10 protein-coding genes and 1 tRNA gene are annotated in these 14,403 nt (G+C 71.5%); 1 reads left to right on the plus strand and 10 read right to left on the minus strand.

Going from position 1 to position 14,403, the window contains the following annotated elements:
- Positions 1 to 75: 75 nt before the first annotated feature.
- The 3 genes from NO900_RS03625 to sucC form a co-directional block, all read right to left on the minus strand.
- A complete protein-coding gene (locus NO900_RS03625) occupies positions 76 to 2,877 on the minus strand; it encodes a GAF domain-containing protein (protein WP_256407859.1) in 2,802 nt (933 codons plus the stop codon).
- Positions 2,878 to 3,007: 130 nt separating this feature from the next.
- Positions 3,008 to 3,877: a succinate--CoA ligase subunit alpha gene (gene sucD, locus NO900_RS03630; protein ID WP_256407860.1), complete on the minus strand. Its 870-nt coding sequence runs from the start codon at positions 3,875 to 3,877 to the stop codon at positions 3,008 to 3,010.
- Positions 3,874 to 5,019, minus strand: a complete 1,146-nt coding sequence (gene sucC, locus NO900_RS03635) for an ADP-forming succinate--CoA ligase subunit beta (RefSeq protein ID WP_256407861.1) — start codon at positions 5,017 to 5,019, stop codon at positions 3,874 to 3,876. The genes sucD and sucC overlap by 4 nt, the downstream gene beginning before the upstream one ends.
- Before the next feature lie 200 nt (positions 5,020 to 5,219).
- On the opposite strand from sucC, the gene NO900_RS03640 reads away from it, so the two are divergent.
- Positions 5,220 to 5,294, plus strand: a tRNA-Val gene (locus NO900_RS03640).
- Between the two features lie 34 nt (positions 5,295 to 5,328).
- Here the strand turns inward: NO900_RS03640 and NO900_RS03645 are convergent.
- Genes NO900_RS03645 through NO900_RS03675 form a run of 7 tightly spaced genes read right to left on the minus strand, consistent with a single transcriptional unit; the run spans position 5,329 to position 14,310 of the window.
- Positions 5,329 to 6,033 (minus strand): ABC transporter ATP-binding protein, encoded by a 705-nt coding sequence (locus NO900_RS03645; RefSeq protein ID WP_256407862.1) that lies wholly within the window; start codon positions 6,031 to 6,033, stop codon positions 5,329 to 5,331.
- The gene (locus NO900_RS03650; RefSeq protein WP_256407863.1) at positions 6,030 to 6,866 is read right to left on the minus strand and encodes an ABC transporter ATP-binding protein; all 837 of its coding nucleotides are present in this window, start codon (positions 6,864 to 6,866) and stop codon (positions 6,030 to 6,032) included. Before NO900_RS03650 ends, NO900_RS03645 begins: the two co-directional genes overlap by 4 nt.
- On the minus strand, positions 6,859 to 8,118 hold the full coding sequence (locus NO900_RS03655) for a branched-chain amino acid ABC transporter permease (RefSeq protein ID WP_256407864.1): 1,260 nt from the start codon (positions 8,116 to 8,118) through the stop codon (positions 6,859 to 6,861). The genes NO900_RS03650 and NO900_RS03655 overlap by 8 nt, the downstream gene beginning before the upstream one ends.
- The gene (locus tag NO900_RS03660) at positions 8,118 to 9,317 is read right to left on the minus strand and encodes a branched-chain amino acid ABC transporter permease (protein WP_256407865.1); all 1,200 of its coding nucleotides are present in this window, start codon (positions 9,315 to 9,317) and stop codon (positions 8,118 to 8,120) included. The genes NO900_RS03655 and NO900_RS03660 overlap by 1 nt, the downstream gene beginning before the upstream one ends.
- 51 nt (positions 9,318 to 9,368) lie before the next feature.
- The gene (locus NO900_RS03665; protein WP_256407866.1) at positions 9,369 to 10,520 is read right to left on the minus strand and encodes an MFS transporter; all 1,152 of its coding nucleotides are present in this window, start codon (positions 10,518 to 10,520) and stop codon (positions 9,369 to 9,371) included.
- A complete protein-coding gene (locus tag NO900_RS03670) occupies positions 10,517 to 12,262 on the minus strand; it encodes a hydantoinase B/oxoprolinase family protein (protein WP_256407867.1) in 1,746 nt (581 codons plus the stop codon). Before NO900_RS03670 ends, NO900_RS03665 begins: the two co-directional genes overlap by 4 nt.
- On the minus strand, positions 12,259 to 14,310 hold the full coding sequence (locus NO900_RS03675) for a hydantoinase/oxoprolinase family protein (RefSeq protein WP_256407868.1): 2,052 nt from the start codon (positions 14,308 to 14,310) through the stop codon (positions 12,259 to 12,261). Before NO900_RS03675 ends, NO900_RS03670 begins: the two co-directional genes overlap by 4 nt.
- Between the last annotated feature and the right edge of the window lie 93 nt (positions 14,311 to 14,403).

Raw genomic sequence — 14,403 nt, forward strand, 5'->3', positions numbered from 1 at the left:
TAACCGTGGCCCGGGTGTGTACCCGCACCGCACAGCTCCCCGTTATTTTATATACCACGTCGTCGCGACGGGCCGTCAGTCGTCCGTGCGGAACTCGAACCGCGCCCCGTCCGCGTCGTCGATCGTGAGCGTCCAGCCGTGCGCGGCCGCGATCTCGCGGACGATCGCGAGCCCGAACCCGGTGCCGCGCGGGTCGTTCGAGGTCCCGTATTCGAGCGCCTCCTCGGGGTCGACGTCGAACCCGTCCCCGTCGTCCGCGACGAAGAACCCGTCCGGGAGCGCGCCGACCGTGACGGTGACTTCGCGGCCGGCGTCGGCCGCGTCGTCGTCGGGCTCCGCCCGACTGCCAGTGGAACCGTGTTCCACGCTGTCGCCGGACTTCGTCCGGCTGTCAGTGGAGCCGTGCTCCACGCTGTCGTCGGGTACCGCCCGACTGCTAGTGGAACCGTGCTCCACGCTGTTCGCGAACAGGTTCTCCAGGAGCGTCCGCAGGCGCTCCGGGTCGGCGTCGACCGCGACGGAACCGTCGGGCGCGTCGAGCGCCGCGCCGGCGGTGTCGACGGTGCGCCACGCGGTCGCCGCCGCCTCGGGGAGGTCGACCGACTCGAGGTCGTCGACGGTCCGGCCCTGCCGCGCCAGCGCCAGGAGGTCGTCGATGAGCTGGCTCATCCGGTCGTGGGCGTCGCCGACGCGGTCGATCTCGTCGAGCGCGTCCGGGTCGTCGACGGACTCCCGCACGAGTTCGAGCCGGCCGGCCGCGACGTTGAGCGGGCTCCGCAGGTCGTGGGAGACGAGCCCGGCGAACTTCTCCAGTCGGTCGATCTCGCGCTGGAGCGCGTCGTCGCGGTCCCGGAGCTGCGCCGTGCGCTCGGCGCCGTCGAGCGCCACGGTGACGTTGGCCGCCAACACCCGCGCCAGCTGCGTCGCCGTGTCGTCGAAGAACCCCGGTTCGCGCGAGCCGAGCGGCATCACCCCGTGGTCGCCGAGCGGGACGACGAGCAGGCTCCGGTGGTCGCCGTAGCCGACCGGGGTGTCGACGTCGTCGAGGTCGTCGACGCGGATCGGCTCGCCGGTCTCGAACGCCTCCCATATCCGACCGTCGCCCGGGCCGAACGCGGGGCGCTCGCCCAGCGCGGCGGTCGCCTCCTCGCTGATGGCGGTCGGCAGCAGCTTCCCCGCGTCGGGGTCGTACAGCCGGACGCCGCTGCTCGGGAACTCGAGGATGTCGATCGCGGCCCGCGTCGCGAGCTCGGCGATCTCCTCGCGGTCCTCGCCGCGGAACATCTCGCGGGTCGTCTCGTGGAGGCGGCGGAGCGTCCGCTCGACCCGCTTCTGCTCGCCGATGTCGGCGTAGACGCTGTAGACGACCGTCTCCTCCGGGCGTCGCACGGGGATCACGTGCAGGATGAAGTCCCTGATCCCGTCGGTCGTGCGGCGGCGCACTTCGAGGCGGGGCGTCTCCTCCGCGTCGAGGATCGCCTCGGGATCGGGGGGGTCGGCGTCCTCCAGAACGATCCCCTCGCGGATCTCGCGGTAGCCGTGGTCGGCCGTCGAGTAGCCGAACGTCCGCTCGAACGCCTCGTTCGTGGCGTCGAGGCGACGCTCGCCGTCGCCGAGCGCGACCGTCCTCGCGGCCGGCAGCGGGAGGTCGTCGAACAGCGCCGTCAGCCGGTCGCGCTCGGCCCGCAGGGCGTTCTCCGTCTCGATCTGGTCGATCGCGTCGGCCGCGTGGGCGGCCAGCAGCTCCGCGAACTCGATGTCGCCGTCGTCGAATGCGGCGTATCCGTCCGAGACGGCCTGTACCACGCCGTACGATCCGATCGGGACGCTGATCGCCGACCGGACGTCGTCGGCGACCGGGTCGGCGACCGCGCTCCCGTCGGCCCGGTCGGGGTCGTCGAGAGGGTCGGAGCCGTCGAAGGGGTCGGAGCCGTCGAAGGGGTCAGAGCCGTCGAAGGGGTCAGAGCCGTCGAAGGGGTCAGAGCCGTCGAAGGGGTCAGAGCCGTCGAGTCGGTCGGGGTCGCCGAGGCGGTCGGAGTCGCCGGAGGGACCCGCGCCCGGGCGGTCGCAGTTCTCCGGGTCCTCCAACTGGTCCGGGTCGGCGGGGTCGACGCTGACGTTGTCGACGACCATCGTCCGCCCCTCGGCCGCCGTGGTGCCGACGACCCCCTCGCCGACCTCGAACGCCCGGACCTCGTCGTCGGTGACGCTCTCCGAGAGCGCCGCGGGGACGAGCAGGTCCCCCTCGCGGCGGGCCGTGACGCACCGGTCGAACTCCAGGACGCCCTCCGCGGCGGCGACGGTCCGCTCGAACACGTCGTCGACGCGGTCGCAGGCGGCGACGTCCGTCGCGAACTCGTGGAGCGCGGTCACCTTCGCGTTCACCTCGCGGAGGTCCCGCTCGGCCCGGCGTCGCTCCAGCGCGTTCGCGACGCTGTTCGCGAGCATCTCGTACCGGTCCCGGCCGGCGCCCTTCTGGAGGTAGTCCGTCACGCCCGCGGAGATCGCCTCGCTGGCGATCTCCTCGGACCCCTTCCCCGTGAACAGCACGAACGGGATCCCGGGGTCGACCGCGCGGACGTCGGTGAGCAGTTCGAGCCCGTCGCTGCCGGGCATGTCGAAGTCGCTGACGACGCAGTCGACGCGGTCCGTCTCGACCGCCGCGAGCGCCTCGTCGGGGGCGGTGAACGTGACCGTCTCGATCCCCTCGACCAGCCGCTCGACGTGGGTCGCCGCGAGGTCGGCGGCGCCGGGCTCGTCGTCGACGAAGAGCACCCGTCGGGAACCGCCGCCGGCCGGATCGGATCCGCGGAAGGCGTCGGCCTCGGGGGAGTCGCCGGCGCCCCCCGAGTCGGCGTCCCCGGAAGCGGTGTCCATGGGTGCCCGTCACGCCACCGGTAATTTTACCTTACGCTCCGATGACCAGGACTGAGAACCGGAACGCCCCGGGTCGGAGCGAGGCGGCGTCGGTCCCTCTCGGGCATCCCGACGCCCCGGGGGTCGCCGACTACAGGAAGTCCTCGACGTGGTCGGCGACCTCTTCGGGGGTGTCGCCGACGGGGACGCCCGCGTCGTTGAGCGCGTCGATCTTCGACTGCGCGGTGCCCGTGCCGGAGCCGGAGACGATGGCGCCCGCGTGGCCCATCCGCTTGCCCGGCGGCGCCGTGCGCCCGGCGATGAAGCCCGTGACCGGCGTGTCCATGTGCTCGCCGATGAACCTCGCGGCCTGCTCCTCGTCCTCCCCGCCGATCTCGCCGCACATCACGACCGCGTCGGTCTCCGGGTCGGCCTCGAACGCCTCTAGCGCGTCGACGAACGAGGTCCCGATGATCGGGTCGCCGCCGATGCCGATGGCGGTCGTCTGCCCGATGCCGCGCTCGGTGAGGTTGTCGACGACCTGGTAGGTGAGGGTGCCGGAGCGGGAGACGAGCCCCACGTTGCCGTCGGCGAAGATGTTGCCGGGCAGGATGCCGAGCTTCGCCTCGCCGGGCGTGATGATCCCCGGGCAGTTCGGGCCGAGCAGCCGCGTGTCGGTCTCCGAAAGGCGCTTGTTCACCTTCGCCATGTCCTGGGTCGGGATCCCCTCGGTGATCGCGACGGCGAGGTCGAGGTCGGTGTCGAGCGCCTCGAAGATCGCGTCGCCCGCGAACGCCGGCGGAACGAAGATGACGGACGCGTCGGCGTCTTCGGCCTCCACGGCTTCGTCGACCGTGTCGTAGACGGGGACGCCGGCGACCTCCTGGCCGCCCTTGCCGGGCACCGCGCCGGCGACGACGTTCGTGCCGTACTCGATCATCTGGCCGGCGTGGAACTTCCCTTCCCCGCCGGTGATCCCCTGGACTACCACCCTGGTGTCGTCGTCGACGAAAATGCTCATTGGGTCACCTCCTCGGCGTTCTTCACCGCACGCTGGACCGCCGCCTCCAGCGTCTCCTCGACCTCGATCAGGTCGGTGTTCAAGATCTCCATCCCCTCCTCGGCGTTGGTCCCGGCGAGCCGGACGACGACCGGCTTCGGGATCTCGTCGAACTCCGCGAGCGCCTCGTTGATCCCCTTGGCGACCTCGTCGCCGCGGGTGATCCCGCCGAAGATGTTGAAGACGACGCTGTCGACGTTGGGGTCGGAGAAGACCATGTCGAGCGCCTGCGTGACGCGCTCGGCCTTCGCGCCGCCGCCGATGTCGAGGAAGTTGGCGGGCTTGCCGCCGTAGTAGTCGACCAGGTCGAGCGTCGTCATCACGAGCCCGGCGCCGTTCCCGATGATGCCGACGTTGCCCGAGAGGCGGACGTAGTCGAAGCCGTACTCGCCGGCCTTGCGTTCGAGGTCGTCCTCGTAGGACGCCTCGGCCATCTCCGCGAGGTCGGGCTGGCGGAACAGCGCGTCCTCGTCGATGTTCATCACGGCGTCCGCCGCGACGACGTCGCGGTCGCCCGTGATCATGACGGGGTTGACCTCGATCTCGGAGGCGTCGTTCGACTCGTAGAGGTCGTACAGCGTCGAGAGGATCGAGGCGACGTCGAGCGCGACGTCGGCGTCGACGCCGGCCTCGTAGACGACCTTCCGGGCCTGGTACGGGTGGAGGCCGAACGCGGGGTCGACGTGCTCGCGCGCGATCGCATCGGGGGTCTCCTCGGCAACCTCCTCGATGTTGACGCCGCCCTCGGTCGACACCATCAGGACCGGCTCGCCCGCGCCGCGGTCCATCGTGACGCCGACGTACAGCTCGTCCACGAAGTCGACGCCGGCCTCGACGAGCACCGAGTCGACCGTGTAGCCCTTGAGGTCCATCCCGAGGATCTCCTCGGCGTACCGCTCGGCCTCGTCGCGGTCGGTCGCGATCTTGATGCCGCCGGCCTTGCCGCGGCCGCCCACGTGGACCTGCGCTTTGATCGCCGCGGGGTAGCCGATCTCGTCGACGGCGTCGAGGGCCTCCTCGACGGTCGTCGCGAGCCGGGAGTCCGGCACCGGGATCCCGGCGTCCGCGAAGATGGTCTTCGCCTGATGTTCGTGTAGTTTCATCCGTCTCGAACGGGGACCGATAGCGGCTTAAATGGTGTCGATTCGGCGCGAGCGGGAGGACACAGCCCCCGTGCGGACGGACCGGATGTGGGGTCGGAGACACGCGTTCTCGGACCGGTAATTGGCCGAAGTCGTTGGGTTCCGGTTGCAACGTCGTAAGATAACTCTTAAGTCCGGAGGTCGGGTACCTCGATACGAGCGGGTTGGTGGTCTAGCCAGGTTATGACGGCTCCTTCACACGGAGCAGGCCGGCGGTTCGAATCCGCCCCAACCCATCCGCTTTCCTGACGGTCCTGAAGGAGACGCCGATCACCCCCCGAGGAACCGCTCGCGGACCTCCGGGTCGTGCAGCAGCTCCGTCCCCGGCCCCTCGTACGCGTTCTCGCCGTTGACGAGGACGTACCCGCGGTCGCAGCGCCGCAGCGCTCGCTTCGCGTTCTGCTCGACCATGAGGACGGCCGTGCCGGCGTCGTTGATCTCGTCGATCCGGTCGAACGTCTCCTCGACGAGCTCGGGAGCCAGCCCCGCGGAGGGCTCGTCCAGCAGCAGGACGTCCGGATCGACCATCAGCGCCGACCCCATCGCGAGCATCTGCTGTTGGCCTCCGCTCATCGTCCCGGCGCGCTGCCGCTGTCGCTCCCGCAGGATCGGGAACCGGTCGAGCACGTCCTCCAGTCGGTCCTCGGGGACCTCCGGCAGGCTGAACGCGCCCATGAGGAGGTTCTCCCGGACCGTCATCGACGGGAACAGGTTGTCGCTCTGGGGCACGTAGCTCACGCCGCGCTCGATGATCGCGTTGGTGTCCATCCCCTCGACGGACTCCCCGTTGAGCGTGATCGACCCGCCCATGTGAGTCACCAGCCCGAGGACGGCCTTCATCGCCGTGGACTTCCCCGCGCCGTTCGGCCCGACGATCGTCACGTACTCGCCGTCGTCGACGGTCAGGTCGACGTCCGAGAGGATCTGCAGGTCGCCGTAGCCGGCGTCCAGCCCGTCGAGTTCCAACACCGTCACACGTCGTCACCCCCGAGGTACGCCTCGATCACGCGCTCGTCCGATTGCACGTCCGCCGGGGACCCCGTCGTCAGGACCTCGCCCCGGTGCATGACGATCACGCGCTCGCAGTTGTCCATGATGAGGTCGATGTCGTGTTCGATGAGGAGGAACGAGTAGCCGTCGTCGACGAGATCCTCGATCCGACCCAGGATCTTCCGTTCGAGGGTCGGATTCACGCCGGCGAGCGGCTCGTCGAGGAGCACGATGTCCGGATCGGTCAGCAGCACGCGGGCGATTTCGAGGAGCTTCCGCTGGCCGCCCGAGAGGCTGCCGGCGGGCTCGTCGAGGAGGTGGTCGATCTCGAAGAACGCGGCGATCTCGCGGGCGCGGTCTCGGACCGCCAGCTCCTCCTCGGCGAACCGGTCGCCCCGGGTCCACGCGCCGCGGAGCCGCTCGCCGTGCTGGTGCATCGGAGCGAGCAACAGGTTCTCGAACACGGTCATCTCCGCCAGTTCGCGGGGGATCTGGAAGGTCCGGACCATGCCCTGCTGTGCGACCGCCGGCGGCCCGTCGCCGGTGACGTCCGCGTCGTAGAGCCGGACCCGGCCCTGGTCCGGCTCGTGAAAGCCCGTGAGACAGTCGAAGAGGGTCGTCTTCCCGGCCCCGTTCGGACCGATGAGGCCGGTGATCCCGGGATCGACGGTCAGATCGACCCCGTCGAGCGCGGTGATGCCGCCGAACCGTTTAGTGAGGTTCTCGACCCGGAGGATCGGGTCGCGGTCGTCTCCGACCGCCGGGCTCTCCGTCGGCGTCGCGTCGGTCGTCGGTGTCGGTGTGTTCCCTTCAGTCATCGTCGGTCCCTCCGGAGGCGTCCCACGACGGGAGCGGGACGTCGTACTCCTGTTCGCCGAGGAGCCCCTCGGGGCGGTAGTACAGGATAACCATCAGCACGACGCCGATCAGCATGAGCCGGGCCGCCGCGAGCTGGATTGAGTACTGCGACGGGACGTCGATGAACCGCGTCCCGTTGCGGACGCCCCAGAAGAACGCGGTGCCCAGGATCACGCCCTTGTTGTTGGCGGTGCCGCCGACGATGACGGCGGTGAAGGCGTAGAACGTGATCGTCGCGGCGAACTGGTCCGGGGCGATGAACCCGATGTTGACCGCCCACAGCGCCCCCGCGGCCCCCGCGAGCGCCGACCCGAGCATCAGCGCCTGGATCTTGTACCGGAACGTCTCCTTGCCGAGCGCCCTGGGGACGTCCTCGTCCTCGCGGACCGCTCGCAGGACCCTGCCGTACGGGCTGTTGATCGTCCGTTCCACGAGCCAGTACCCCCCGGCGAGCGCCGCGACCGACAGCAGGAGGACGAACCGGTCGTAATCCATCCCGCCCTCCGGACCGGCCGTCGGGTCGAACAGCCAGAGCGCGTTCCGGGTGAGCGCGACCGTGCCGCCGTCGAGCGTCGGGAGGACGAAGTACCAGACAGCGACGAGCGGGACGAGGACGGCGAGGACGAGCCTCCCGCGGCGACCCCGTCGTCGGAACGCCCCCGCGAGCCAGTACCCGAAGAGGGCGAACGCGGCGAGCGACAGGGCGCCGAAGACGGCCATGTTCAGCGTGAACTCGCCGAGGCCGACGGGGAAGACGTCGCGGAGCGGCGCGTGAACGGTGTTGATGCCGAACGGGCCGTTGAACAGCCACTCCTCGTCGTTCACGACGGTCGTGAGGATTGTGGCGATCCCGAGCGCGGTGATCGCGAGGTAGTCCTCGCGGAGCCGCAGCGTGGGGACCCCGACCGCGAGCGAGACGAGCGCCGCCGCGGCCATCCCGCCGAGCACGCCGAGCGCCCAGCCGAGGAAGCCGCCGAGCGGGCCGAGCGCGCCGAACAGCTCCGGGAGCGCGAACCCGCCGATCCCGGCGTATCCGGCGGGGCCGGCGGGCATCGTCAGGACCACGGTCACGTAGGCGCCGATCATGAAGTACGCGACGTGGCCGAAGTCGATGAGGCCGGTGAACCCGAACTTGAGGTTCAGCCCGATGCCGAACAGGCCGTAGATCGCGACGAACGTCAGGAGCGTGATGAGGAAGTCGGCGACCGCCATCAGACGTCACCCCAGATGCCCTCGGGTCTGACGAGCAGGACGCCGATCAGGATGACGAACGCGATCGCCACCCGGTACGTCGAGGAGCCGGCCGGCAGCAGGTAGACGCCGACGTCCATGCTCAGGCCGATGATCATCGCGCCGGCGACGGCCCCGTACGGGGAGGAGATCCCGCCGAGGATCACGGCCGCGAAGATCGGCAGCAGGAGCGCGAACCCCATGTTCGGCGTGAGGTTCGTCGCGAACCATCCGGTGAGGATCCCGGCGAGCGCGGCGAGCATCGCGGCGACGACCCAGACGACGAGCTGCACCCTGTCGGCGTCGACGCCGCGGACCTCCGCGAGGTCCGTGTTGTCCGCGGTCGCCCGCATCGCGCGGCCGAGGTCGGTCGTCTTCAGAAGCACGTTCAGGACGAACATCGCCGCGACGACCACCGCCAGTATCGTGACGTGCTTGACGTTCAGGCCGACGCGGGTGCCGAGGAGGTAATCGGTCCCCTGCGGGCCGAGTCGGACGACCGCGCCGACGACGAGGAGGGTGGCGACGCTCCCGGCGGCGGCCAGGATCCGCGGCGGGACGAGGTGGACCGCGGTGAAGTCGTCGTCCTCGCTGGAGAGCGCGAAGGTCGCGTAGCCGACGGCGACGGCGGCGAGCAGCCCGGCGACGACGAGCCACCACGGGTACCCCCACTCGCCGGTCGTGACGAGCTCGCCGGCCCGCCGCTGGGTCGTGACGACGGTGACGCCGCCCCGCGTGAGCAGGAAGTCGAAGTCGGTCGTGACGACGCTCTGCGTCTGATACTGGATGTTCTTCGACCCGACGAGGAACAGCACGGCGTTCCGCAGCACGAGCGCGAGCCCGAGCGAGACGATCACCATCGTGATCAGGTCCGCGTCCCTGCGTCGGAACTTCCGGAAGATCGCCAGCTCGTACGCGGCGCCGAGGCCGCCCGCCAGCGCGACTCCGAGGACCGCGGCGAGCGGGAGCGGCACGGAGCCGAACGCCGGGAGGAACGGGATCGCCGCGGGGTTGTTGAAGACGAGCGCGAGGTACGCGCCGACGGTGATCATGTCGCCGTGGGCGAAGTTCGGGACCTCCGCGATGTCGTAGATCAGCGAGAGCCCCAGCGCCCCGCCGGCGATCACGGCGCCGGTTATCAGCCCCTGTGCCGTCGCGTCCAGCAGGCCCGCGCTAACCATGGCGGGCACCTCCGCGGGCGGGACGGGTCCGGCGTGAGAGCGAGCGTCGCGTCATCGGCGCGCTCGCGCGATGAGGACCGCCGAGCCGACCGCGAGCGCGTTCAGTCCGACGAGCAGCGCGAACGCGCCCTCGTACCCGCCCGTGGCGTCCCGGATGGACCCCGTGACGGCCGGTAACGCGAGCGCGACGAGGTTGCCGATCGCGATGACCGTCGCCAGCGCGCTGCCCTCCGCGGCGGTCGCGCCGGCGGCGACGTTGTATATCGCGCCGAACGGGAGCGACACCGCCAGCATGACGAGCACCGGCAGCCCGACGCGGAGCGGGCCCGACGGCGCCGCGGCGAGCGCCCCGAACCCGAGCGCGGCGACCGTCGACGCGCCCGCGATGACCCTCGGATCGGTGACGGGGAGGCCGACGACGGCGCTCCCGCCGGCCGCCCGGCCGAGGGTCGCGACGCCGAGCACGAGCGCGTTCAGCGGCCCGCCGATCCCGACGTCCTCGAAGTACGCGGTGACGAACGCCGACAGCGTCAGGTACGACCCGATGGCGGCGACGTAGCAGAGCGACGCGAGGAGCACGACCCGGTCCGTCAGCGCCGACGCGTCGGCGGCGCCGGAGGCCGCGTTCGGCGGGGCGGTCAGTCGGTCGGATCGGTTCCGGTACAGCGCGCCGACGGCGGGGACCGCGCCGAGCGCGCCGAGCGCGTGGATCCCGATCCCGTTCGTCGCGGCCGCGAGCCGGGGCGCGATCAGGAAGCCGAACGCCCCGCCGAGCGTCAGCATCCCGCCGTAGACGCCCTGCTGCCGGCTCGCGGCGTCGCCGTCGTAGAGGCGGGCGACGTGCGTGGCGCCGACGCTGAGGACCAGCCCGGCCCCGAGCCCCCACAGGAACCGGAGGCCGAGCGCCGCCGGGAACGTCGGGGCGAAGTCCACGGTCGAGGCGAGCGCCGCCTGAGCGACCGTCGCGGCGATCAACAGCCGGGTCGTCGCGGTCCGCTTCACGAGCCTGCTGGCCGGCCACTGCACTAGGACGAACGGGAGCAGCGTCGCCGAGAGCATGAGGCCGAACGAGGCGTAGCCGATCTCGTACCGGCCCAGGTAGAACTCCGGAACGCCGGCGTACCCGAACATGACGTAGCCCACGCTCACGACGGCGAGGTGGGGCGCGACGCGCAGGCCGAGCGGGGGGTCGGTTCGGGTCATTCATCCGGTCGCTCACCCTCCTTCTCGGGGTCGGGTCCCGACCCGAGGACCTCGTCGATCGCGTCGTCGCCGTACGCCGCTCTGGCCCGCTCGACCGAGAGCTTCCCCGCGCGCAGGTCGCGCTCGATCGCGGCCGTCGACCGGGCGGCCGGGTCGCCGTACCCGCCGGCCCCGGGCGTCCGGATGCTCACCGTCGTCCCCGGCGGCAGCGCGTGCGTGGACTTCTGCGGGAGGCGCGCTGCGTCGCCGTCGGGGTCGATCCGGACCGCGCTCCCGGACTCGCCGTCGCCGCCGCCGAACAGCCCGTACGGCCGGTGGGTCTGTCGGTCGGCGAGGAGGCTGAACGTCGCCGTGTGGTCCCTGACGGTGATGTCGCGGCGCAGCCCGAGCCCGCCGCGGAACTCGCCCGCGCCGCCCGAGTCCTCCCGGAGCTCGTAGCGCGCGACGCGCAGCGGGTACGCCGTTTCGAGCACCTCCGCGGGCGTGTTCATCGTGTTCGACATGTGGACGTGCACGCCGTCCAGCCCGTCCTTCCCGGCGCGGCCGCCGAACCCGCCGCCCTGGGTCTCGTAGAACGCGTACGGCTCGTCCGACCGCGGGTCCCGCCCGCCGAACGTGACGTTGTTCATCGTCCCCTGCGAGCCCGCGACGACCCGCTCGGGGACGACCTCGGCGAACGCCCCGAGCACGACGTCCGTCACGCGCTGCGACGTCTCCAAGTTCCCGCCGACGACGGCCGCGGGCGGGTCCGGGTTCACGAGGCTCCCCTCGGGGGCGTCGATCGTGACCGGACGGTAGCAGCCGTGGTTCGGCGGGATCTCCGGATCGGTCACGCAGCGAACGGCGTAGTAGGTCGCCGACGCGGTCACGGCGAACACCGCGTTGACCGGGCCGGCGGTCTGGTCCGCGGTCCCGGCGAAGTCGACGCGGACCTCGTCGCCGTCGACCGTCAGCGCGACCTCGATCGGGAGGTCGACGGTCCCGGCGCCGTCGTCGTCGAGCACGTCTGCGAACGAGTACGTCCCGTCGGGCAGCGACTCGATCTCCGACCGCATCCGGCGCTCGGAGTAGTCTTTGATCTCCTCCAGCGCGACCGTCAGCTCGTCGGCCCCGTACCGCTCGGCGAGCTCGGAGAACCGCCGGCGGCCGGTCTCGTTCGCGGCCTCCTGCGCGCGGAGGTCGCCCCGGCGCTCGTCGGGCGTCCGGACGTTCGAGAGGACCATCTCGAAGACGGCCTCGTTCGGTTCGCCCGCCTCGAAGAGCTTCACCGGCGGGATCCGGAGCCCCTCCTGGTAGATCTCGGTCGAGTCCGCGGAGACGCTCCCGGCGCGTGACCCGCCGACGTCCGCGTGGTGCGCGCGGTTCGCGGTGAACGCGACGAGCTCGCCGTCGTGGTACACCGGCGTGACGAGCGTGAGGTCCGGGAGGTGCGCCCCGCCGTAGAACGGGTCGTTGAGCAGTATCGCGTCGCCGGGGTCCAGCGACTCGCGCGGGAACCGGTCGACCGCGGCCCGGACGGAGAACGGCATGGAGCCGAGGTGGACGGGCATGTTCTCCGCCTGGGCGACCATCTCGGCGTCCGCGTCGAACAGGGCGCACGAGCAGTCGCGGCGCTCCTTGATGTTCGGCGAGTACCCCGTGCGGATCAGGTTCGCGTTCATCTCCTCGCAGACGGCCGCGGCCGCGTTCCGCGTCACTTCGAGGGTCACGGGGTCGACGTCCGGGTCCGTCTCGTCGCTCATGGGTCGACCTCCACGACGAGGGTGCCGTACTCGTCCACCGCGACCGTCTGGCCGGGGCGGACGACGACCGTGCTCTCCGCGCCCTCGACGATCGCCGGCCCGGCGAACTCGGCGTCGGTGGGGAGCCGCTCCCGCCGGTAGACGCGCGTGTCGCGCACGTCCCCGTCGAAGTGCACCGGCCGCTCCTCCGCGACCGCGCCGGCGACGTCCCCTTCGACCGCGTCCTGTCGGAGGTCCGGCGTCTCGACGACGCCGCGGGCGCGGGTGCGGAGCGTGACCAGCTCGACCGGTTCGTCGTCGTAGGCGTGGCCGTACCGCTGGCGATGTCTGTCGTGGAACCGGTCGCGGATCGCCGCCTTGGTCCCCGAGTCGATCGGTCCTTCCGGGACCGGGACGGACAGCTCGAAGGACTGCCCGGCGTACCGCAGGTCGACCGACCGCTCGAACTGCGTCTGCGACGCGTCCAGGCCCTCCGCTTCCAGCTGCTCGCGGCCGCGCGAGACGAACTCGTCGAAGGTCTCCCGGAGGTCGCTCGGGTCGACCGCCTCCCAGCTCCGGACGCGGGAGGTGCTGTAGTCGTAGAGGACGTCGCTGATCAGCAGCCCGAGCGCCGAGAGCACGCCGGCGGTCCGCGGGACGAGCACCCGCGGGACGTCGAGCTCGGCCGCGAGCGCCGTCGCGTGAAGCGGCCCGGCCCCGCCGAAGGCGACGAGCCCGAAGTCGCGCGGGTCGTGGCCGCGCTCGACCGACACCACGCGCAGGGCGCGCTCCATGCTCGCGTTCGCGACGTCGAGCACCCCCTGCGCGGCGGCCTCGACCGACGTGTCGAGCGGGTCGGCGAGCTCCCGCTCGAAGATCGCCTCGACCCGGTCGACGTCGACCGACAGCTCGTCCGTGAGGAACGCGTCCGGGTTCAGGCGGCCCAACAGGAGCTGCGCGTCGGTGATCGTCGGGCGCGTCCCGCCGCGGCCGTAGCAGATCGGCCCCGGCTCGGCGCCCGCGGACCGCGGCCCGACGCGGAGCGCGTCGCCGTCGTCGATCCACGCGATCGACCCGCCGCCGGCGCCGACGGTGTGGACGTCGATCATCGGCACGTTCACCGGGTACTCCCCGACCTCGACGTCGGTGGCGACCATCGGGTCGCCGCCCTCGACGAGCGAGACGTCGCACGACGTGCCGCCCATGTCCATCGTGATGAGGTCCTCGACGCCGGCCAGCCCGGCGACGTAGCTCGCGCCCTGCACGCCGGCCGCCGGGCCCGAGAGCAGCGTGTTCACCGGGCGGGTCCGCGCGACGTCCGCGGTGATGATCCCGCCGTTCGACTGCATGATCTCGAGGTCGGGGCGGACCCCGAGGTCGGCGATCTCGGCCTCCAGGTTCCCGAGGTACCGGTCCATCACCGGTTTCAGCGCCGCGTTGAGCGCCGTCGTCAGCGTGCGCTCGTACTCGCGGATCTCGGGCAACACGTCGCTCGAAAGCGAGACCGACGCCTCGACGCCCTCGGACTCCAGGATCTCCCGGACGCGGCGCTCGTGGGCGTCGTTCTCGTACGCGAAGAGGAGGCTGACCGCGACGCTCGACACGTCCGCCGCCGCGAGCCGCTCCGCCACGTCGCGGACGGCGGCCTCGTCGAGCGGGGTCGAGACGTCGCCCCGCTCGTCCATCCGCTCCGGGACCTCGTACCGGCGGTGTCGCGGCACGACGGTCGGGGGCTTCTCCGTCTGGAAGTCGTAGATGTCGGGGCGCGCCTGCCGCCCGATCTCGAGGGCGTCGCGGAACCCCTCGGTCGTGACCAGCGCGGTCTCCGCCCAGTCGCCCTCCAGCACCGCGTTCGTCGCGACCGTCGTCCCGTGCGCGAAGAACCCGACGTCGTCGAATCGGATCCCGGTCGCCTCCCGCGTCTGTTCGAGTCCCTCCGTCACGCCGACCTCGGGCGCGTCGGGCGTCGACGATGTCTTCGTGACGTCGAGCGTCCCGTCCGTGACCGTGACGAGGTCGGTGAACGTGCCGCCGATGTCGACGCCGACGCGGGCGCCGTCGCTACTCATCGGTCCTCCCGCCGCGGGAGAGTCGATGCGCGCGTCGCCTGTGGCCGCGGGTCGTTCCGGTGTGGCTGCGAATCATGTGTGAGTGTGGGAGTG

It is taken from the genome of Halorubrum rutilum (assembly GCF_024494565.1).